The 18,966-nt window shown below is 74.5% G+C and carries 19 protein-coding genes and 1 tRNA gene; 4 read left to right on the top strand and 16 right to left on the bottom strand.

Features of this window, described 5'->3' with window-relative positions; all coding sequences use genetic code 11:
- Positions 1 to 32: 32 nt before the first annotated feature.
- Positions 33 to 1,229: an argininosuccinate synthase gene (locus tag MOV08_RS32675; protein WP_275309900.1), complete on the bottom strand. Its 1,197-nt coding sequence runs from the start codon at positions 1,227 to 1,229 to the stop codon at positions 33 to 35.
- Between the two features lie 151 nt (positions 1,230 to 1,380).
- Entirely contained in the window at positions 1,381 to 1,782 is a 402-nt protein-coding gene (locus MOV08_RS32670; RefSeq protein WP_052287013.1) for a DUF488 domain-containing protein, read from the bottom strand.
- A 144-nt stretch (positions 1,783 to 1,926) separates the two neighbouring features.
- On the opposite strand from MOV08_RS32670, the gene MOV08_RS32665 reads away from it, so the two are divergent.
- Positions 1,927 to 2,000, top strand: a tRNA-Pro gene (locus MOV08_RS32665).
- 128 nt (positions 2,001 to 2,128) lie between these two features.
- On the opposite strand, the gene pstS is transcribed toward MOV08_RS32665, so the two are convergent.
- The 12 genes from pstS to MOV08_RS32605 all read right to left on the bottom strand — a co-directional run bounded on the left by pstS (position 2,129) and on the right by MOV08_RS32605 (position 13,582).
- A complete protein-coding gene (gene pstS / locus MOV08_RS32660; RefSeq protein ID WP_275309898.1) occupies positions 2,129 to 3,274 on the bottom strand; it encodes a phosphate ABC transporter substrate-binding protein PstS in 1,146 nt (381 codons plus the stop codon).
- Between the two features lie 185 nt (positions 3,275 to 3,459).
- On the bottom strand, positions 3,460 to 4,014 hold the full coding sequence (locus tag MOV08_RS32655) for an arginine repressor (RefSeq protein WP_039637945.1): 555 nt from the start codon (positions 4,012 to 4,014) through the stop codon (positions 3,460 to 3,462).
- Between the two features lie 7 nt (positions 4,015 to 4,021).
- Positions 4,022 to 5,290 carry an acetylornithine transaminase gene (locus tag MOV08_RS32650; protein ID WP_275309897.1) on the bottom strand — a complete coding sequence of 423 codons (1,269 nt, stop codon included), beginning with the start codon at positions 5,288 to 5,290 and terminating at the stop codon, positions 4,022 to 4,024.
- Positions 5,287 to 6,246: an acetylglutamate kinase gene (gene argB / locus MOV08_RS32645; RefSeq protein ID WP_275309896.1), complete on the bottom strand. Its 960-nt coding sequence runs from the start codon at positions 6,244 to 6,246 to the stop codon at positions 5,287 to 5,289. Before argB ends, MOV08_RS32650 begins: the two co-directional genes overlap by 4 nt.
- Positions 6,247 to 6,310: 64 nt before the next feature.
- Positions 6,311 to 7,465: a bifunctional glutamate N-acetyltransferase/amino-acid acetyltransferase ArgJ gene (gene argJ / locus MOV08_RS32640; RefSeq protein WP_275309894.1), complete on the bottom strand. Its 1,155-nt coding sequence runs from the start codon at positions 7,463 to 7,465 to the stop codon at positions 6,311 to 6,313.
- The gene (locus tag MOV08_RS32635; RefSeq protein ID WP_275309893.1) at positions 7,462 to 7,614 is read right to left on the bottom strand and encodes a hypothetical protein; all 153 of its coding nucleotides are present in this window, start codon (positions 7,612 to 7,614) and stop codon (positions 7,462 to 7,464) included. Before MOV08_RS32635 ends, argJ begins: the two co-directional genes overlap by 4 nt.
- Positions 7,611 to 8,639 (bottom strand): N-acetyl-gamma-glutamyl-phosphate reductase, encoded by a 1,029-nt coding sequence (gene argC, locus MOV08_RS32630; RefSeq protein ID WP_039637942.1) that lies wholly within the window; start codon positions 8,637 to 8,639, stop codon positions 7,611 to 7,613. Before argC ends, MOV08_RS32635 begins: the two co-directional genes overlap by 4 nt.
- 51 nt (positions 8,640 to 8,690) lie before the next feature.
- Entirely contained in the window at positions 8,691 to 10,181 is a 1,491-nt protein-coding gene (locus tag MOV08_RS32625; RefSeq protein ID WP_275309891.1) for an FAD-dependent monooxygenase, read from the bottom strand.
- Between the two features lie 7 nt (positions 10,182 to 10,188).
- Positions 10,189 to 10,899, bottom strand: a complete 711-nt coding sequence (locus MOV08_RS32620; RefSeq protein ID WP_275309890.1) for a VC0807 family protein — start codon at positions 10,897 to 10,899, stop codon at positions 10,189 to 10,191.
- On the bottom strand, positions 10,896 to 11,543 hold the full coding sequence (locus tag MOV08_RS32615; protein ID WP_039637939.1) for a TetR/AcrR family transcriptional regulator: 648 nt from the start codon (positions 11,541 to 11,543) through the stop codon (positions 10,896 to 10,898). The genes MOV08_RS32620 and MOV08_RS32615 overlap by 4 nt, the downstream gene beginning before the upstream one ends.
- A 76-nt stretch (positions 11,544 to 11,619) precedes the next feature.
- Positions 11,620 to 13,194, bottom strand: a complete 1,575-nt coding sequence (locus tag MOV08_RS32610) for a N,N-dimethylformamidase beta subunit family domain-containing protein (RefSeq protein ID WP_275309889.1) — start codon at positions 13,192 to 13,194, stop codon at positions 11,620 to 11,622.
- A 196-nt stretch (positions 13,195 to 13,390) separates the two neighbouring features.
- Positions 13,391 to 13,582 carry a DUF1059 domain-containing protein gene (locus MOV08_RS32605; protein WP_039642084.1) on the bottom strand — a complete coding sequence of 64 codons (192 nt, stop codon included), beginning with the start codon at positions 13,580 to 13,582 and terminating at the stop codon, positions 13,391 to 13,393.
- A 131-nt stretch (positions 13,583 to 13,713) separates the two neighbouring features.
- Between MOV08_RS32605 and MOV08_RS32600 the strand changes: the two genes are divergently transcribed.
- On the top strand, positions 13,714 to 14,817 hold the full coding sequence (locus tag MOV08_RS32600) for a class I SAM-dependent methyltransferase (protein ID WP_052287578.1): 1,104 nt from the start codon (positions 13,714 to 13,716) through the stop codon (positions 14,815 to 14,817).
- A gap of 131 nt (positions 14,818 to 14,948) precedes the next feature.
- Positions 14,949 to 15,728 (top strand): helix-turn-helix transcriptional regulator, encoded by a 780-nt coding sequence (locus MOV08_RS32595; RefSeq protein ID WP_275309888.1) that lies wholly within the window; start codon positions 14,949 to 14,951, stop codon positions 15,726 to 15,728.
- Positions 15,729 to 15,846: 118 nt separating this feature from the next.
- Here the strand turns inward: MOV08_RS32595 and MOV08_RS32590 are convergent, their stop codons facing one another.
- Both MOV08_RS32590 and MOV08_RS32585 read right to left on the bottom strand, forming a co-directional pair.
- Positions 15,847 to 16,299: a GNAT family N-acetyltransferase gene (locus MOV08_RS32590; RefSeq protein ID WP_039637937.1), complete on the bottom strand. Its 453-nt coding sequence runs from the start codon at positions 16,297 to 16,299 to the stop codon at positions 15,847 to 15,849.
- A gap of 68 nt (positions 16,300 to 16,367) precedes the next feature.
- Positions 16,368 to 17,834 (bottom strand): aminotransferase-like domain-containing protein, encoded by a 1,467-nt coding sequence (locus MOV08_RS32585; protein ID WP_039637936.1) that lies wholly within the window; start codon positions 17,832 to 17,834, stop codon positions 16,368 to 16,370.
- Between MOV08_RS32585 and MOV08_RS32580 the strand changes: the two genes are divergently transcribed.
- The gene (locus MOV08_RS32580) at positions 17,833 to 18,798 is read left to right on the top strand and encodes a DMT family transporter (protein WP_039637935.1); all 966 of its coding nucleotides are present in this window, start codon (positions 17,833 to 17,835) and stop codon (positions 18,796 to 18,798) included. The two genes, MOV08_RS32585 and MOV08_RS32580, sit on opposite strands and share 2 nt — an antisense overlap.
- Positions 18,799 to 18,966: the final 168 nt, after the last annotated feature.

The raw sequence follows: 18,966 nt of genomic DNA, 5'->3' as shown, positions 1-18,966 counted from the left end.
GGGTCGGCCCCGTGCGCCGGATCCCGGAAGGGTCAGCCTGCCAGGTCGCGCTGCGCGGCAATCTTGCTCGACATGCCGAAGAGCTCGATGAAGCCCTTGGAGAGCGACTGGTCGAACGTGTCGCCGGTGTCGTAGGTGGCCAGGTTGAAGTCGTACAGCGACTGCGCGGAGCGCCGGCCGGTGACCACCGCGCGACCGCCGTGCAGGGTCATCCGGATGTCGCCGGAGACCGCCGCGTTGGCCTCGTCGAGGAAGCCGTCCAGGGCCCGCTTGAGCGGCGAGAACCACAGGCCGTCGTAGACCAGCTCGCCCCAGCGCTGCTCGACCTGCCGCTTGTAGCGGGCCAGTTCGCGCTCGACGGTGACGTTCTCCAGCTCCTGGTGCGCGGTGATCAGCGCGATCGCGCCCGGGGCCTCGTACACCTCGCGGGACTTGATGCCGACCAGGCGGTCCTCGACCATGTCGATCCGGCCGACGCCCTGGGCGCCGGCCCGCGCGTTGAGCTCCTGGACGGCCTGGAGGACGGTGACCGGCCTGCCGTCGAGGGCGACCGGCGCGCCTTCCTTGAAGGTGATCACGACCTCGTCGGCCTCGCGCGGGGTGGCCGGGTTCTCGGTGTACTCGTAGAGGTCCTCGATCGGCGCGTTCCAGATGTCCTCCAGGAAGCCGGTCTCCACGGCCCGCCCGAAGACGTTCTGGTCGATGGAGTACGGCGACTTCTTGGTGGTGGCGATCGGCAGTTCGGCCTTCTCGGCGAAGGCGATCGCCTTGTCCCGGGTCATCGCGTAGTCGCGGACCGGGGCGATGCACTTCAGGCCGGGGGCGAGCGAGGAGATGCCCGCCTCGAACCGGACCTGGTCGTTCCCCTTGCCGGTGCAACCGTGCGCGACCGTGGTCGCGCCGTGCTTCTCGGCGGCGGCGACCAGGTGCTTGACGATGGCCGGCCGGGAGAGCGCGGAGACCAGCGGGTAGCGGTCCATGTAGAGGGCGTTGGCCTTGATCGCCGGGAGGCAGTACCCCTCGGCGAACTCGTCCTTGGCGTCGGCGACCTCGGCCTCCACCGCACCGCAGGCGAGCGCGCGCTTGCGGATGACGTCCAGGTCCTCGCCGCCCTGGCCGACGTCCACGGCAACGGCGATGACCTCGGCGCCCGTCTCCTCGGCTATCCAGCCGATGCAGACGGAGGTGTCCAGGCCGCCCGAATAGGCGAGTACGACACGCTCGGTCATGGGTTTCTCCTTACGGTGCATTCACTGCTAGGCATAAGTATGCACTCCACTGCATGCTTCGTCAACGGATTCGGAAAACCCCAGGTCAGCGCCGCTGCCAGCGGCCCCACACGGACGCGGGACCCACCCCCGAAGTGCCGCGCCGCACCCCTCAGCCCTTGCGGAGCGCTTCCAGCAGCACCGCCGTATGGCTCAGCGGCACTTCCTTCGTCGCCGTCAGCAGCGTCAGCGGGCCGTCCGCCGCCAGCTCCCGCAGGTGCTCCAGCGCCGCGCCCGGCGCCCCCTCGGCCAGTTCGGCCCGGTACCGCTCGGCGAACTCCTCGAACCGCGCCTCGTCGTGCCCGTACCACTTGCGCAGCTCCGTCGAGGGCGCCACGTCCTTGCACCACTCGGCGTCGGCGACCCGCTCGTCGCCCTTCGCCATCCCCCGGGGCCACAGCCGGTCCACCAGGACCCGCGCCCCGTCCGCAGGTTCCGGCGGGTCATACACCCGGCGCACCTCGACCGTGCGCGACCTGTTTGTTTTCTTCGTTTTCTGCGCTTTTGCCGGCATATTCCCATCAGAACACGGTCGCCGCGGACCCGCCGGGAGGCCCCGGAGCACCCCAAAGGGGACCCGCTTTGGATTCATCGGCCCGGACAGGGTATTTTTCTGTCTGCACGGCCCGACCGGGAGTCTCCGGTCGGAACACGGCACCGGGACGTGGCGCAGCTTGGTAGCGCACTTGACTGGGGGTCAAGGGGTCGCAGGTTCAAATCCTGTCGTCCCGACGGTGTCGCAAGGCCCGTCGATCCGGGAGGAATCCCGGATCGACGGGCCTTGCGCCGTATGGGGCGCGGCGTCGGGCCGCACGCTTCCGGACCGCGAGCTCACGGCCCGTCAGCTGGCCGCGCGGGGCTCAGGACAGCGTGCCGATCTCGCGCCGGACCGCGTCCACGACCTTGGCCGGGAGCGTCGCATAGCCCTGGAAGGTCAGGTTCTGCTGGCCCTTCTGGCTGGCCATGTACGCCAGGAACGCCTTGGTCGCGGGCCAGGTCTCCGGCTTGTTGCCCTTGTCGCAGACGATCTCGTAGGTGACCACGTCGATGGGATAGGCGCCGGGGACCTTGGTCCCGTAGTCGAGGTCGAGGATGACGTCATGGCCGGTGTTGACCGTCCGGGCACCGGCGATCGCGTGGGATGCCGCGATCACGTTGGCGTCGGCGGGGGTCGCCGCGCCGGTGGCGACCGAGACGGTGCGCAGCATCCGGTCCACCGCGTACGGCAGTTCGACGTAGCCGATCCCGCCCGTGGTCCGCTGCACCTGGGCGGCGAGGTCCGCGGAGCCCTTGGCGGATCCGCCGCCCTGCGCCGGCCACTCCTTGGCGTGCGGATACGGCCAGGCGTCCCGGGCGGTGGCGGCGAGGTACGCCGTGAAGTTGTCGGTCGTGCCGGAGGAGTCGGAGCGGTGGAACGTCCGGATCGGCGTGGCGGGGAGCTTGGCGTCCTTGTTGAGCCCGGCGATCGCCGGGTCGTCCCACCGCGTGATCCGGCCGTTGAAGATCTTGGCGAGGGTGGGGGCGTCGAGGACCAGCCGATCGACCCCGGGGAGGTGGAAGGCGACCGCGATCGGCCCGCCGACGATCGGCAGGTGGATGGCGCGGCCGCCGTCCGCGCAGACCTTCTCGGACTGCTTGACCTGGTCGGCGTCGAGCGGGGAGTCCGAGCCGGCGAAGGCCGTCCGACCGTGCAGGAAGTCGTCCTGGCCGGCCCCCGAGCCGTTGCCGTCGTAAGCGATCTTGGTGCCGGCGCAGGCCCGCGTGTAGGTGGTGATCCAGTACTTCATCGCGTACTGCTGGGCCGTCGAGCCGGAGGCCCGCAGGGTGGCCGCCTTGCCGCAGGCGATGGCGCCCGTGGCGGCGGACGGGCTGGGGGGCGGGGCGGACGGGCGGGGGGAGGGGGCCGAGCCGCCGTTCGCACCGCAGGCCGTGAGGGCGAGGGCGCCGCACACGGCCACCGCTCCGAGGGCCCTGGTGCGCGGGCCGGCCTTCCGCTGAGGCTTCACTGTGCAGCGCTCCTTCCTGCGGACCGGCCCCGGCCGACGCAGCTGAGGGTGATGACGCCGCACCGTCGCGGCGTCCGTCCGTACGGCGGCAGCTCGCACGGCGGTGAGCGCCGGAGCCACCACCGCACCCTCAGTCACTATATGCACTTATATGCCTACGGATGGTGATTGCCGCTGTGGGGCGGTCACGGCGCCCCGCGGTCGTCCTTCTGCGCCAGCCGCAGCAGATGGTCCGCGAGCGCCTGCCCGCCCGACGGGTCGCGGCTGATCAGCATCAGGGTGTCGTCGCCCGCGATGGTGCCGAGGATGTCGTGGAGTTCCGCCTGGTCGATGGCGGAGGCCAGGAACTGGGCGGCGCCCGGCGGGGTGCGCAGGACAACGAGGTTGGCGGACGCCTCGGCGGAGATGAGGAGTTCGCCGGAGAGGCGGCGCATCCGCTCCTCCTTGGCGGACTCCCCCAGCGGCGCCCGCGGCTTGCGGTCGCCGCCCTCGCTCGGTACCGCGTAGATCAGCTCCCCGCCGGTGTTGCGGATCTTGACCGCGCCCAGTTCGTCCAGGTCGCGGGAGAGCGTCGCCTGGGTGACGGAGAGCCCGTCGTCGGCGAGCAGCTTGGCGAGCTGGCTCTGGGAGCGGACGGGTTGCCGGTTGAGGATGTCCACGATCCGGCGGTGGCGGGCGGTGCGGGTCTGCGGTACGGCCGGGCCGCTGGTGTGCGACTCGTTGCCCTGCGGCTCGGTCATCGTTGCGTCAGTCTCCGGATGCTCGTTCCCCGTTGGCCGATTCCTCGGCCTTCTTGAGGACGCCGGGGAGCTTCTGGAGGAAGGTCTCCACCTGCTCGTCGGAGACGATCAGCGGCGGGGCGAGCCGGATGACGTCCGGCGCGACCGCGTTGACCAGAAGGCCCGCGTCCTGGGCCGCCTGCTGCACGTGTGACGCGAGGGGCCCGGTCAAGACGATACCGAGGAGCAGCCCGGCGCCGCGGACCTGGCCGACCAACGGGTGCTCCAGGGCGGCGATGTCGGCGCGCAGGCGCGCACCGACCCGCTGGACGTGGTCGAGGAGGCCGTCCGCCTCGATGGTGTCCAGGACGGCGAGGGCGCCGGCGCAGACGACCGGGTTGCCGCTGAACGTCGAGCCGTGCGAGCCGGGGGTGAGCAGGTCGGCGGCCGGGCCGAAGGCGAGGGTGGCGCCGATGGGGAGGCCGCCGCCGAGGCCCTTGGCGAGGGTGATGACGTCGGCCTCGACGCCCTGGGCCGTGGACGCCAGCCAGTGGCCGGTGCGGCCGATGCCGGTCTGGATCTCGTCGAGGACCAGCAGGGTGCCGGTGGCGGCGGTGATCTCGCGGGCGGCCCGGAGGTAGCCGGGCGGCGGGACGACCACGCCGTTCTCGCCCTGGATCGGCTCCAGGACGACCATGGCGGTGTCGGTGGTGACGGCGGCCCGCAGGGCGTCCACGTCGCCGTACGGGACGTGGTCGACGTCGCCGGGCAGCGGGCGGAACGGGTCCTGCTTGGCGGGCTGGCCGGTGAGGGCCAGGGCGCCCATGGTGCGGCCGTGGAAGCCGCCGGTGGCGCTGACCATGTGGGTGCGGCCGGTCAGCCGGCCGATCTTGAAGGCGGCCTCGTTCGCCTCGGCACCGGAGTTGGAGAAGTAGACCCGGCCGGGCCGGCCGGTGAGCGCGAGCAGGCGCTCGGCGAGGGCCACGGTGGGTTCGGCGACGAAGAGGTTCGACACATGGCCGAGGGTGGCGATCTGGTCGGAGACCGCGCGGACCACCGCGGGGTGGGCGTGGCCGAGCGCGTTGACCGCGATCCCGCCGAGGAAGTCGAGGTAGGCATTGCCGTCGGCGTCCCAGACGGTGACGCCCTCGCCGCGGACGAGCGGGACGCGCGGGGTGCCGAAGTTGTCCATCATGGCGCCCTGCCAGCGCCCGGTGAGCCCCTCGTTGGTGACCGGTCCTCCGCCGGTCACCGTGCCCCGGGTGGCCGGGGTGTCCGCCGCCGTGCCGTTGCTCATGCCGTCCCCTCCGCAGTGTGGTGTGTGGTGCTGCCGTGCCGGCCGGTGGCCGACGCCGGATCGGGGTCCGGGACCACCATCGTGCCGATGCCCTCGTCGGTGAAGATCTCCAGCAGGATCGAGTGCTGGACCCGCCCGTCGATGACCCGGGCGTTGCGCACGCCGTTGCGCACGGCGTGCAGGCAGCCCCGCATCTTCGGGACCATGCCGCTGGCCAGGTCGGGCAGCAGCTTCTCCAGCTGGCTCGCGGTGAGCCGGGAGATCACCTCGTCGCTGTGCGGCCAGTCCTCGTAGAGGCCCTCGACGTCGGTGAGCACCATCAGGGTCTCCGCGCCGAGCGCCGCCGCCAGGGCGGCTGCGGCGGTGTCGGCGTTGACGTTGAAGACGCCGGCGCCGTCGCCGTCGTCGCTGCTGCGGGCGACGGACGAGATCACCGGGATCCGGCCGTCGTCCAGCAGCGCCTGCACCGCGCCGGGGTCGATGGCGGTGATCTCGCCGACCCGGCCGATGTCGATCCGCTCCCCGTCGACGTCCGCGTAGTGCTTGGTGGCGGACATCAGCCGGGCGTCCTCGCCGGTCATGCCGACGGCGAGCGGGCCGTGCTCGTTGAGCAGGCCGACCAGCTCGCGCTGGACCTGGCCGGCCAGCACCATCCGGACGACGTTCATCGCCTCGGGCGAGGTGACCCGCAACCCGGCCTTGAACTCCGACTGCAGGCCGAGGAGTTCGAGCTGGGCGCTGATCTGCGGGCCGCCGCCGTGGACGACGACCGGGCGCAGTCCGGCGTGCCGCAGGAAGACCACGTCCTGGGCGAAGGCGCGCTTGAGCTCGTCGTCGACCATGGCGTTGCCGCCGAACTTGATCACCACGGTCTTGCCGTGGTGCCGGGTCAGCCAGGGCAGCGCCTCGACGAGCGTGCGGGCCTTGGGGAGCGCGGTGTGCTTACGGGTGGTCATGCGGCGGCCTCGTTCCGCTCCGTGGGGTGTCCGTCCGGTACGCGCCGGTGCGCGGCGGGTCCGGTCATGAGGAGTACGCGCTGTTCTCGTGGACGTAGTCGGCGGTGAGGTCGTTGGCCCAGATGACCGCGGACTCCGTGCCGGCGGCGAGGTCGGCGGTGATCCGCACCTCGCGGTAGCGCATGTCCACCAGCTCCCGGTCCTCGCCCACCGAACCGTTCTTGCAGACCCAGACGTCGTTGATCGCGACGTTGAGCCGGTCCGGGTCGAAGGCGGCGGTGGTGGTGCCGATCGCGGAGAGCACCCGGCCCCAGTTGGGGTCCTCGCCGTGGATGGCGCACTTGAGCAGGTTGTTGCGGGCGATGGAGCGGCCGACCTCGACCGCGTCGTCCTCGTCGGCGGCGTTGATCACCTCGATGCGGATGTCCTTGCTGGCGCCCTCCGCGTCGCCGATCAGCTGCCGGGCCAGGTCGTCGCAGACCTCCCGGACCGCCTCGGCGAAGGCGTCCTGGTCCGGCACGACACCGGAGGCGCCGGAGGCCAGCAGCAGCACCGTGTCGTTGGTGGACATGCAGCCGTCGGAGTCGACCCGGTCGAAGGTGGCGCGGGTGGCGGCGCGCAGCGCGGCGTCCAGCTGCTCGGCCGGCACGTCGGCGTCGGTGGTCAGCACGGCGAGCATGGTGGCCAGGCCGGGGGCGAGCATGCCGGCGCCCTTGGCCATCCCGCCGACCGTCCAGCCGTCCTTGGTGACCTGGGCGGTCTTGTGGACGCTGTCGGTGGTCTTGATGGCGATCGCGGCCTTCTCGCCGCCGTGGCCGGTGAGTTCGGCCGCGGCCTTCTCGACGCCGGGCAGCAGCCTGTCCATGGGCAGTCGCACGCCGATCAGGCCGGTGGAGGCCACCGCGACCTCGGCGGCGCTGTGCCCGTCCAGCACCTCGGCGACCTTCTCCGCGGTCGCGTGGGTGTCCTGGAAGCCGAGCGGTCCCGTACAGGCGTTGGCGCCACCGGAGTTGAGGATCACCGCGGAGACCCGGCCGCCCTTGAGGACCTGCTCGGACCACCGCACCGGCGCCGCCTTGACGCGGTTCGAGGTGAACACGCCGGCGGCGGCCAGGCGCGGCCCGCTGTTGACCACCAGGGCGAGATCGGGGTTGCCGTTCTCCTTGATCCCGGCGGCGATGCCCGCCGCGAGGAATCCCTGCGCTGCCGTCACACTCACTGCTTCTCCTCGTTCGCCCCGCCGCCGCAGCGGCTCGTGTCCTTCTCGCCCGCGCAGCGCAGCGGCGCGGCATCCTCCCCCAGTGCCTCAAGGGCCTGGGAGTTGCCCCCGCTCGTCCGCCGGCCGGTGGCCGCGCGTGCGACGCTCACGGCGCGACTCCCGTCGCGGAAAGCCCCAGCTCCTCGGGGAGGCCGAGGGCGATGTTCATGCTCTGGACCGCGCCGCCCGCGGTCCCCTTGGTCAGGTTGTCGATGGCGCTGATCGCGATGATCCGGCCGGCCGCCGGATCGAGGGCCACCTGGATCTGTGCGGCGTTGGAGCCGTACACGGCGGCGGTGGTGGGCCACTGTCCCTCGGGCAGCAGCCGGACGAACGGTTCGCCGGCCAGCGCCTTCTCGTAGGCGGCGCGTACCGCCTCGGCGTCCGTGCCGGGTCGGGCCTTGGCCGAGCAGGTGGCGAGGATGCCGCGGGGCATCGGCGCCAGGGTCGGGGTGAAGGACACCGTGACCGGCTCGCCGGCCGCCGCGCTGAGGTTCTGGATCATCTCCGGGGTGTGCCGGTGTCCGCCGCCGACGCCGTACGGACTCATCGAGCCCATGACCTCGGAGCCGAGGAGGTGCGGCTTGAGGGCCTTGCCCGCGCCGGAGGTGCCGGACGCGGCGACGATCACGGCCTCCGGCTCGGCGAGGCCGGCCGCGTAGGCCGGGAACAGCGCGAGCGAGACGGCGGTGGGGTAGCAGCCCGGGACCGCGATGCGCTTGGACCCCTGCAGCGCCGCGCGACCGCCGGGCAGCTCCGGGAGGCCGTACGGCCAGGTGCCGGCGTGCGGCGAGCCGTAGAACGCCTCCCAGTCGGCGGCGTCCTTCAGCCGGAAGTCCGCGCCGCAGTCCACCACCAGCACCTCGGGGCCGAGCTGCTCGGCGACCGCCGCGGACTGGCCGTGCGGCAGCGCGAGGAACACCACGTCGTGGCCGGCCAGCGCCTCGGGCGAGGTCGGCGCCAGCACGCGGTCGGCCAGCGGGGCCAGGTGCGGCTGGAGCGCGGCCAGGCGCTGTCCCGCGTTGGAGTGCCCGGTCACCGCGCCGATCTCGACCTCCGGGTGCCCCAGGAGCAGGCGCAGGAGTTCCCCTCCCGCGTATCCGCTCGCACCGGCGACTGCTGCTCGTACCGTCATGACCCCTGGACCCTCCGTCTCGATGGCATGACTATACGGATGATTGCAGTTTTATGCAATGCCGGGCGAGGGGCCCGGACGGGGCGCGCCGAACCACCGGGCGAGGGCGGCGCGCAGGCCGCCTGCTTCGCCATCCCGGCGGGCCCAGCAGACGTGCCCGTCCGGGCGGACCAGCAGCGCCTCGCCGGCGCCCACCGCGGGACCGGCGTCGGCGCGGTCGACCCGGTCCGCCCAGCCGTCCGTCGCGGCGGCGGCCGTCGAGGCGGCGCCGGCCAGCAGGACGCCGCGGCCGGACGGCAGCCGGACGCCGGGCACCCGCGCCCCCAGCAACGGGTGGTCCGGCGCGTCGGGCATCGGGTAGCGGATGTCCGTGCCGGCGATCATGGCGGCGACGCGGCGGTTGGCCTCCGGCACGGCGAGCAGGTCGGCGAACACCTCGCGGACCACCACGGCATCCGGGTCGGGGAGCGTCAGCACCGTCTGTGCGCGGGTGTTGGCGAGCACCCGGGCGCCGACCGGGTGCCGCTCGGCGTGGTAGGTGGCCAGCAGGCCGTCCGGGGCCCGGCCGCGGATCACCGCGGCCAGCTTCCAGCCCAGGTTGAACGCGTCCTGCATGCCGAGGTTGAGGCCCTGCCCGCCGGCGGGGGCGTGGATGTGGGCCGCGTCGCCGGCCAGCAGCACCCGGCCGTCGGCGTACCGCTCGGCCTGCCGGGCGGCGTCGGTGAAGCGGGACGCCCAGCGGACGGCGCGCAGTTCGCGCGGCGGGCCGGGGCAGCGGGCCAGCGCCGTGCGCACCTCGTCCTCGGTGACCGGGGCGTCGCGGTCGACGCCCTGCTGCTCGGGGCCGCCGAGGAGCAGCCGGTGCACCCCGTCGCCGAGCGGGAGCAGGAAGGCGACGCCCGCGGGGTCCGGGGTGAGGTCGGGCAGGCGCCATGCCTCGCCGGGGCCGGCGGATCCGGCCTCCGCCGCGGCGGGCGCGACGAGTTCGACGTCGGCGACGGCCATGCCGATCCGGCCGTCCCACCCCGGGAAGGGCGTGCCCAGGACGCGGCGCACGGTGCTGCGTCCGCCGTCCGCGCCCACCAGGTACCCGGCCCGGACGGTGCGCTCCGCGCCGTCGGGCCCGAGGAGGGTGGCGGTGACGCCGCCCTCGTCCTGTCGGAACGACGTCAACTCCCGTCCCCGCAGCACCGGGACGCCGTACTCGGCGAGGTGGTCCTCCAGGAACTCCTCGACCCGGGCCTGCGGGATGCCGACCTGGTGCGGGAACGGCGTGTCCAGCGCGTCGTAGTGGAGCGGCAGTCCGGCGAAGTGGCCGGCGGGGAGCAGCGTCAGCGACCGGTCCAGGACCGGGTCCAGCCAGCCTCGGCAGTCCAGCACCTCGGCGGTGCGCGGCTGGAGGTTGAGCGCCTTGGACCGGCCGGTGCGCAAGGGCAGCCGTTCCACGACGGCCGCCCGCACTCCGGCCAGGCCCAGCTCGTTGGCGAGCAGCAGGCCGGTCGGGCCCGCCCCCGCGATCAGTACCTCGTAGTCGGTGTCCACGGCTCCCCTACAGCTTCATGCCGTGTCGGGTGACATACCAGTTGTGCCAGGTGAGCAGCCCACCGAGCATCACCAGCCACAGCACGGTGCTGGTGAGCGGGAAGGCGTCCACCGGGATCGTGTACGCCAGCACCACCCGCAGCACCGCGTCGAGCAGGAAGACCGCGCCCCACACCGCCGTGACCAGCCGTAGGCGATGACGGAACGTCGGCCCGGTGTCCCACCGCGCCTCCCACTCGACCAGTCCGGCCTCGCCGACCTTGGCGATGACGATGCCGCGCGAGGCGGTCATGATGAACGGGCGCCGGGTGAGCAGCGTGCCGAGCACCCAGAGGCCGATCGACGCGGTCAGCCAGCTGTCCCGGATCATCACCACCCGGGGGCTGCCGGAGATCAGGGTCAGCACCGTGCCGATCACCACCAGGCTCAGCGTGAACACCGCCATCGCCTCCACCCGGCGCTGCCGCACGACGCCGTAGACGATCCACGGCAGCAGCAGCGCGCCGCCGACGGCCATCGCGAGCCACTGGTCGAGGCCGGCCGCGCGCAGTCCGTAGTAGGAGCCGAGCGGGAGGGCCAGTTCGAAGAGGAGCTGCGCGGCGAGCCGGCGGCGCAGCGCCTTCGTGCGGCGCCGGGCGGCCGCGGCGGGGGCCCCGTCCGCTTCGGTCCGTGGTGCCCGGTGCGTGGCCATGGTGTGTGCCCCCGTGTCTGCGGTCATGACGCCCTCCTGGTGGCGCGGTCGAACAGGTCCGCCAACTCCCGGCCGGCGGCCCGTACATCGAGATCGGGATCGTGGGTGGCGCGGCGCACCACGTCGTCGATGGCGGCGCGGATCGCGCGCATCATCACCCACGGGTCGAAGTCGCAGAACTCGCCGGCGCGCTGCGCCTTGCGGAGCTGCTCCACCTGGACGGCGAGGTTCGCCTCCGTCGTGCCGAGGAAGGCGACCATGCCGGGGTCCTCGCCGCGGAGGTTGCCGAGGATCTCGACGATCGCCGCGAGGTGGTTGGGGTACTCGGCGAACAGGTCGAGGTTGCCCTCGATGGAGGCGCGCAGGCGGGCCGCGTAGCTCTCGTGGGCCTCGATGCGGGGGCGGACGAAGCCGTCCGCGAGCCGCATCACCTCGGTGACGACCTCGCGCATCAGGTCGTCCCGGCCGTCGAAGTGGTAGGAGATCATCCCCGTGCTGCTCAGCCCGGCGCGCTCCGCGATCTTCGCGAACGAGGCCCGGTGATAGCCGATCTCGGCGATGACGTCGATCGCCGCGGCGACGATCTGGGCCCGGCGGCCCGACTCGGTGAACGAGGGCCGGCCGGTCTTGCGCGTCGCCTTTTGCTTGGCCGTACTGTTCTTTGCTTGCATGAGCAAGACGGTAGCCGGGTTTGCTCGCCCGAGCAAGACGTTGTGCTCACCCGAGCAAGACCGGGGGCCGGCCGGCTCATCTCCCGTACACCCGGCCGGTGTTCGGTTCCGGCGCCGGGCGGTGGTGCGCCGCCGGGCCCGCGGCGAAGGCGCGCAGCAGGTTCTCGGTGGTGCGGGTGACGAAGGCGCCGGTGCGGCGGTCCATGCCGTGGTCGCGGCCGTCGTCCCGGGTGCCCGCCATGAGGGCCTCGACCCAGCGCATGGTGCCGGTGGCGAAGACGCCGGCTCCGCCGGGGACGGTGTAGTAGGCGGAGTCGGCGTGGCTGGCGCGGCCCTGGCAGACCAGCGGGGAGTGCGCGACGATCTCCAGGTCGGCGGGGGTGGGGACCTCGGGCGTGACCCGGTCGTACTCCACGCCGACCAGGTGCGGGAAGGCGTCGCCGGTCCTGACGCCGGTGCCCTCGAAGAGCCAGTGGCCGGCGCCGTGCACCACGTAGGGCGCGTCCGTCGGGTAGCCCTCGTAGAACACGCCGGTCAGGGCCGACTCCGGGTCGGCGGCGGGCGGTGCGCGGAAGTCGTGGGTGGGCGGGTCGCCGCGGTCGGCGAACCCCGGGTCGTCGCGGTAGGCGGTCTTGTAGCAGGTCACGGTGCGCAGCGGGCCGTCCTCGCCGGCGTCCAGACGGACCCGGCGGAAGCAGGCGTTGGCGCCCAGGAAGGCGAGGTTGGTGCCGCTGTCGCGGGCCCGGGTGACGTGCGCACGCTGCTGCGGCGTCCAGTATTCGTCGTGGCCGAGGGAGAGCACGGCGGTGGCGCCGCGCAGCGCGGACGGGTCGCGGTGGACGTCCACCGAGGTGGTGTAGGCCAGCGGCAGGCCCAGGCGTTCGGCCAGCACCACCAGGGCGCGCTCGTAGACCAGGAACTTCTCGGCGCCGGTGGCGTCGTAGGGGCGGTCGAAGGTGACCGCCAGCGAGCGGGTGGCGTAGGCGCCGTCCCGGCCCCGGTAGAGGCTGTGGCCGCCCCAGGCGTTGTACGCCTGCCAGGTCGTCACCGCGTGCATCAGGGCGGTGCGGCCCGCGGCGCCGGCCGAGCGGACGATCAGCGGGACGTACCGCTGGTGGCCGTGGTCGGTGTCGAGGCGGAGCAGATAGGCGCCGGGCGGCCAGCCGTCGGTGCGGACGGCCGTGGTGCGCGGCCAGCCGGCCACCACCGTGCGGGTCGCGGCCAGCAGCCGCGGGTCCGGGCCGCGCCGCCCGGCGAGCCGCGCCGAGCGCCACACCAGCCGCGCCTGGGCGCCGCCGTACCAGCCGACCCGGTAGGCGCGAATGCGGAAGCCGGGCGCGGTGGTGGAGACGTGCAGGCCGAACTCCTCGCCGGGCAGCACGCTCACCCGGTCCGCATAGCCCTCGATCGCGTCCGGCGGGCCGGTGGCGCGCAGCCGCCAGTCCGGGCTGCCGGGGCGGGTGCGCTCGGCGGTGAGCGGGTCCGCGGGCCGGTGGCCGCGGGTGCCGCCCGGGGAGTCGCAGCCGGTCAGGCCGGTGGCCAGGGCCGCGATGCCGGTGGCGGCGCCGAGGAAGTGCCGGCGGTCCAGGCCGGCGGGCGGCCGGTCCGCGGCGCGGTGCTCCCCCGCGTCGCGTGCGGCGCCGTCCGCCATCGGGTCGCTCCCGTCCGTGCGTTCCTGGTGCCTGGTCCGTCCCGGGACGATCCGTCCCAGGACGATCCTGCGCCCGGCGGCGCGGCCGGACGACCGCAGCGGGCCCGAACGCGGGCATCGGGGGCCCGCCCGGGGCACACGGGGCCCGGCCGCCCCGCGGGGACGGCCGGGCACGGGCCACCGCTCCCCCGTCGGCTCAGGCGGGCTGCGGCGTCTCGTTCCTGAGGGACCTGCGGAGCTGTGCGCGCAGTTCGGGGCCGTCCGTGCGGCCGTGCGCGGAGATCGCGTGCTCCGTGGCGGCGCGGAGCACTTCCTCCTCCTCGCCGATGAGGACGAGGCTGCACCGCGTCTCACTGGGGTGGTCCCGGCAGTCGATCAACTTGCGCATCACCACCACCTCCTCGTCCCCAGTGTCGGCCGCCGGGGCCCGCCGCGCCGCGCGTATACGGGGAACCGCGTATGGCGCGACGGCGGTCGGAGCTGGTGCAGTGGAAGCAGCAAGGCGAGGAGGTGACGGCCATGGCGGTGTCCGCCCCGGCCGCACCGGGCGCCGTCGGTGGCGGCGGGACCACCCGGCAGGAACGGGTGAGCGCGTTCCTGGAACGGGTGATCACCGACGGCGGGGCCGCGGTCGCGGGCCTGTGCACCTCTCTCGGCGACCGGCTCGGGCTGTACCGGGCGATGGCCGGCGTCGGCCCGCTGACCTCCGCCCAGCTCGCCGCCCGCACCGGGCTGGTCGAGCGATACGTCCGGGAGTGGCTGGCGGCCCAGGTGGCCGGCGGGTACGTGACGTACGCGCCGGACCGCGACACCTACCTGCTCCCGGACGAGCACGCCGCGGTCCTCGCCGAGCCCGGGCTGCCCAGCTACGCGGCCGGCTTCTTCACCATGCTCCAGGCGCTGTACGCCACCGAGGACAGCCTGATGGACGCGTTCCGCACCGGCGAGGGCATCGGCTGGGAGGAACACGGAGCGGCGCTGTTCGAGGGCACCGCGAAGTTCTTCCGCCCCGGTTACGCGGCGTCGCTGGTGCCCGAGTGGCTGGCCTCGCTGGACGGTGTGGTGGAGAAGCTGGAGCGCGGGGCCGCGGTGGCGGACGTCGGATGCGGTTACGGCTACTCGACGGCGCTGATGGCGCGGGCGTTCCCCCACTCCCGCTTCACCGGCTACGACTTCCACCGCCCGTCCGTGGAGGCGGCCCGCGGGATCGCCGCCGAGCAGGGCGTGGCCGACCGGGTGACCTTCGAGGTGGCGGGCGCCGACGACTTCCCCGGCGAGGACTTCGACCTGATCACCTACTTCGACTGCCTGCACGACATCGGCGACCCGGGCGCCGCGCTCCGGCACGCCGAGCACGCCCTCGCCGAGGGCGGCACCTGCATGATCGTGGAACCGAACGCCTCCCCGCACGCCGACGAGAACGCCACCCCGGTCGGCCGGGTGCTGACCGCCGCCTCGGTGGCCGTCTGCCTGCCGTCCGCGCTGGCCCAGCACGGCCCGCAGGCGCTGGGGAACCACGCGGGCGAGCGGGCGTTGCGGGAACTCGCCGACGCGGCCGGGCTGCACCACTGGCGGCTGGCGGCCCAGAGCCCGGTCAACCGCGTCTATGCCGTCGGGCGCTGACCCGCCCGACGCCCCCGGCCGGTCTTCCCCCGGCCGGCCGGGCGGCCCCGCTCCGGGCGGTTCACGGCAACGCCCCGGGAGCCGCTCCGAGCGGCCTTGACCCGGGCCGGAGGGCTCGGCAGGCTGGACGTATGAGCGCGGCCGCGGAGGCCGGCCTGCGGCGCATCCTCTCCGTCGTCGACCTCCTGATCGACGCCGTGGACGAGGACACCCTGGTTCCGGCGCTGCTGCCGCTGCTGCTCGGCGCGCTGCCGGGCGACAGCATCATCTGGTCGCCCCGCCCCGACCCCGCCCATCCGCTGCGCACCCTCCCGGACGACCTGCTGAGCCAGGACGTGCTGGACGCGTTCGACCGCGGCTGGTGGTGCGACTCCTTCGTCCGGCACACCCGGATCGGCAGCGGCGTCCCGCTGCGCCGCTCGGCGCTGCAGACCCCCGGCGAGTTCCACGCGCTCCCGGTCTACTCCGATGTCTACCGGCCGTTCGGGGCCGAGCGGCAGCTGGCGATGTCCTTCCCGGCGGGCTATGCCGCGGGCGTTCCGCGGCGGGTCTCGGTGGTGGTCAGCCGCGACCGCCACGGCAGCGACTTCAGCGACGCGGACGTGGCCGCAGCGGTGCTGCTGCGCACCCGCCTCAGCCGGGTCATGGGCCGCCTCGCCCCGCCGGCCCCGGCCCCGGCCCCGGCCCGGGACCTGGTCACCCGCCGCGAATCGGCCGTGCTGCGCCTGCTCGCCGACGGTCTGACCAACCAGCAGATCGCGCACCGGCTGGCGATCAGCCCCCGCACGGTGGACAAGCACCTGGAGCACGCCTACGCCAAGCTGCGGGTGGGCGGCCGGGTCGCGGCGGCCAACGCCTGGCTGATGCGGGAGGCCGGGCAGCCGGGCCGGGGGCCGGACGCCGGGGCGTGAGGCACCGGGCGGGCCGCCGCCGCGGGACGGGACGGCGGGCGCCCCGCAGCCCGTCGAGGATCTCGGTGCCGAGGTCCGGCATCGGGGCCGGACCATCCGGCGACCGCCCGGCCGCGGGTCAGGGGCCGACCGGGCCCGGGTCGAGCAGCCCCAGCGTCATCCACTGCTCCGGGGCGGCCAGCGGCCGGAAGCCGACCTTCTCGTAGACGCCGTGCGCGTCCTTGGTGGCGAGGGTGAGCCGGGCCAGTCCGTGCGACGCCAGGTGCTCGGCGACCTCCTCGACCAGGGCGGTGCCCAGGCCCTTGCCGCGGTCGTCGGGGGAGACGTAGACGTCGCAGAGCCAGGCGAAGGTGGCGTGGTCCGTGACGACCCGGGCGTAGGCGACCTGACGGCCCGAAGCCGCCTCGTACAGGCCGAAGTTGAGCGAGCCGGCGACGGCGCGGTCGTGGTGCGCGCGGGTACGGCCCAGGGCCCAGTAGGAGTCGCCTGCGAGCCAGTCGTGGACCAGGCCGGAGTCGAGGCGGTCCGGGTCGGTGGAGATCTCGTAGCCGTCGAGGGCGCGGGCAGTCATGCCCGGAGCCTGGCAGAAGGGTCGGGCCCGCGTCGAACGGGTTGCCGGGCCCGGCCCCGCCGTCCCGTTCAGGCCACCGGTACGCCCAGTTCGTCGCAGGCGGTGCGGAGCCGGCGGACCCCCTCGGTCAGCTCGGCGGCGCCGGCCGCGGAGGCGTAGCTCAGCCGGAGGTGGGCGGCCGGCGGCTCGGCGGCGAAGTAGGGGCGGCCGGCCGCGACCGCGACGCCCGCGTGCAGTGCGGCGCCGGTCAGCGCCGCCTCGTCGGTGCCGTCCGGCAGCCGCAGCCACAGGTGGTAGCCGCCGAGTGCGGTGCGCTGCCCTGCGCCCGCCACGGCCAGCGCCGGCAGTTCGCGCTGCAGGGCGGCCCGGACGGTCTGCCGACGGGAGGTCAGCTCGCCCGCGATCAGGCGGAGGTGACGCGGCCAGGCGGGCGAGCCGACGAGTTCCAGTGCGGCCTCCTGGAGCGGGCCGGGCACGAAGAAGCTGTCGACGACCTGGATGGCGCGCAGCCGGTCGAACACCGGGCCGCGGGCCGCCAGGGCGCCCACCCGCAGGCTCGGCGAGGTCGCCTTGGTCAGCGAGCGGACGTGCACCACGGTGCCGTCCGGGTCGTCGGCGAGCAGGGTCGGCGGCAGCGGGGGCGCGTCGGCGTGCCCCAGCAGCCGGGCGAAGTCGTCCTCGACGACGAAGGCGCCGGCCGCCCGGGCCACCCGCAGCACCTCCCGGCGGCGCTCGGCGGCCAGCACCGCGCCGGACGGGTTCTGGAACAGCGGCTGACAGACGAACAGTCGGGCGCCGCTGACCCGGAAGGCGTCGGCGAGCAGATCGGTGCGGACGCCGTCGGCGTCCATCGGGACCGGCACCGGGCGCAGCCCGGAGGCCCGGGCGACGGCGAGCATGCCGGGGTAGGTCGGCGACTCGACGAGGACCGGGGCGCCGGGCGCGGCGAGGGCGCGCAGCGCGGCGGTCAGGGCACTCTGGCCGCCGGCGGTGATCAGCACGTCGTTGGCGGAGAGCGGGCCGCCGGGGCCGCCGATCTCCCGGGCGAACCAGGCCCGCAGCTCCGGCACCCCGTCGACCGCCGGGCGGCTCCAGGCGCCGGGCCGCCGGCCGGCCCGCGCCAGCGCGGCGGCCAGGGCGCGTTCGGGCTGGAGGGTGGGCGGCAGATAGCCGCCGTTGAGCTCGATGACGCCGGGCCCGGGGGCGGAGAGCGTGGCCAGGACCCCGGAGGCGTCGACGCTGCGCGGCACCTGGTCGCCGGCCGGTTCGGCGCTCAGCGCGATCTCCTGCCAGGAGGTGTCGACCGGGGGCGGGGTCGCGCGGCGCGGCTCGGCGCGGAAGGCCCCGGCACCGGGGCGGGTGACGACCAGCCCCTCGGCGGCCAGTTCGGCGAGCGCCCGGGAGACCGTCACCGGGCTGACCCGGTGCCGCTCGACCAGGGCGCGACTCGACGGCAGCTTCTCACCGGGAGAGTAGCGCTTCAGCTCCTCTCGCAGGATCGCGGCCAGCTCGGCACCACTGCTACGCTCATGCATGAGAGCCAACGATAGCGCTACTGCCGCCACGCCGATAGCGGTCACCGCCCCGGATCCCACCCCGGCCGCCGGCCCCGCCGCACCGCGCTCGGCGCCCCCGGCCCGCGCGTCCGGCTCCGGCGCCCTGCTCGCCGCCCTCGGGGTCGCCACCTTCTCGCTGACCTTCCCGGCGACCGCCTGGGCGCTGACGGGCATGGGCGCCTGGACGGTGGTGATGCTGCGCAGCGTGCTGGCCGCCGCCCTGGCCGGGACGTGCCTGGCGGTGTGCCGGGCCCGGGTGCCCGAACGCCGCCACTGGGCCGGCATCGCGGTGGTCGCCGGCGGGGTGGTGCTGGGCTTCCCGCTGCTGACCACCCTCGCGCTGAAGACCTCCACCACCTCGCACGCCGCCGTGGTGATCGGCCTGCTGCCGCTGGCCACCGCCGCCTGCTCGGTGGCGCGCACCGGGGCCCGGCCCTCGCGCACGTTCTGGATCGCCGCGTCGGTCGGCGCCGCCGCCGTGATCGCCTTCGCGCTGCAGCAGAGCGGCGGCGCGCCGACCACCGGCGACCTGTATCTCTTCGCGGCGCTGCTGGTGTGCGCGGCGGGCTACGCCGAGGGCGGCCGGCTGGCCCGCCACATGCCGGGGTGGCAGGTGATCGGCTGGGCCCTGGTGCTGGCGCTGCCGGTGACCGGGCCGGGCGCGGTGTGGGCGCTGTGCGCCGAGCCGCCGCACCTGACGGGCCGCGCGGTGGCCGGGCTGCTGTGGCTGGCGGTCGGCTCGACGTTCCTGGGGATGGTGGTCTGGTACCGCGGGATGGCCGCCATCGGCGTCTCCCGGGCCAGCCAGCTCCAGCTCGCCCAGCCGCTGCTGACCCTGGTGTGGTCGGTGGTGCTGCTCGGCGAGCAGCTGCCGCCGGCCGCGCCGCTGACCGCGCTGGCGGTCCTGGCGTGCATCGTGGTCACCCAGCGGGCGCGCACCTGACGGGCCCGGGCGGCGGGGCCGCGGGCCGGGGCGCGGGCCCGCTTCACCGGGTGCGCCCCGGGCGTGCGGACATAAACTGGCGGCGACGGCAGTCGTGCCGTCCGGGCCGTTCCCGGGCCCGCAATCCGTTTGGCCGTTCCACCGCCCGGCCGTCGTGCGCGTCGGCCG

This window comes from Streptomyces yunnanensis (assembly GCF_029011865.1).
GTDB classification, from domain to species: Bacteria; Actinomycetota; Actinomycetes; order Streptomycetales; family Streptomycetaceae; genus Streptomyces; species Streptomyces yunnanensis.
Note: the sequence above shows the minus strand (reverse complement) of the source record. Positions and strands in the feature narration are given on the sequence as shown.

Bases quoted from the DNA above. Each gene is read 5' to 3' on its own strand.
- MOV08_RS32675 (WP_275309900.1), bottom strand. From the start codon at position 1,229: ATGACCGAGCGTGTCGTACTCGCCTATTCGGGCGGCCTGGACACCTCC.
- MOV08_RS32670 (WP_052287013.1), bottom strand. From the start codon at position 1,782: ATGCCGGCAAAAGCGCAGAAAACGAAGAAAACAAACAGGTCGCGCACG.
- MOV08_RS32655 (WP_039637945.1), bottom strand. From the start codon at position 4,014: ATGACCGAGCCGCAGGGCAACGAGTCGCACACCAGCGGCCCGGCCGTA.
- MOV08_RS32650 (WP_275309897.1), bottom strand. From the start codon at position 5,290: ATGAGCAACGGCACGGCGGCGGACACCCCGGCCACCCGGGGCACGGTG.
- argB (WP_275309896.1), bottom strand. From the start codon at position 6,246: ATGACCACCCGTAAGCACACCGCGCTCCCCAAGGCCCGCACGCTCGTC.
- argC (WP_039637942.1), bottom strand. From the start codon at position 8,639: ATGACGGTACGAGCAGCAGTCGCCGGTGCGAGCGGATACGCGGGAGGG.
- MOV08_RS32620 (WP_275309890.1), bottom strand. From the start codon at position 10,899: ATGACCGCAGACACGGGGGCACACACCATGGCCACGCACCGGGCACCA.
- MOV08_RS32615 (WP_039637939.1), bottom strand. From the start codon at position 11,543: ATGCAAGCAAAGAACAGTACGGCCAAGCAAAAGGCGACGCGCAAGACC.
- MOV08_RS32610 (WP_275309889.1), bottom strand. From the start codon at position 13,194: ATGGCGGACGGCGCCGCACGCGACGCGGGGGAGCACCGCGCCGCGGAC.
- MOV08_RS32605 (WP_039642084.1), bottom strand. From the start codon at position 13,582: ATGCGCAAGTTGATCGACTGCCGGGACCACCCCAGTGAGACGCGGTGC.
- MOV08_RS32600 (WP_052287578.1), top strand. From the start codon at position 13,714: ATGGCGGTGTCCGCCCCGGCCGCACCGGGCGCCGTCGGTGGCGGCGGG.
- MOV08_RS32595 (WP_275309888.1), top strand. From the start codon at position 14,949: ATGAGCGCGGCCGCGGAGGCCGGCCTGCGGCGCATCCTCTCCGTCGTC.
- MOV08_RS32590 (WP_039637937.1), bottom strand. From the start codon at position 16,299: ATGACTGCCCGCGCCCTCGACGGCTACGAGATCTCCACCGACCCGGAC.
- MOV08_RS32580 (WP_039637935.1), top strand. From the start codon at position 17,833: ATGAGAGCCAACGATAGCGCTACTGCCGCCACGCCGATAGCGGTCACC.
- MOV08_RS32585 (WP_039637936.1), bottom strand. From the start codon at position 17,834: ATGCATGAGCGTAGCAGTGGTGCCGAGCTGGCCGCGATCCTGCGAGAG.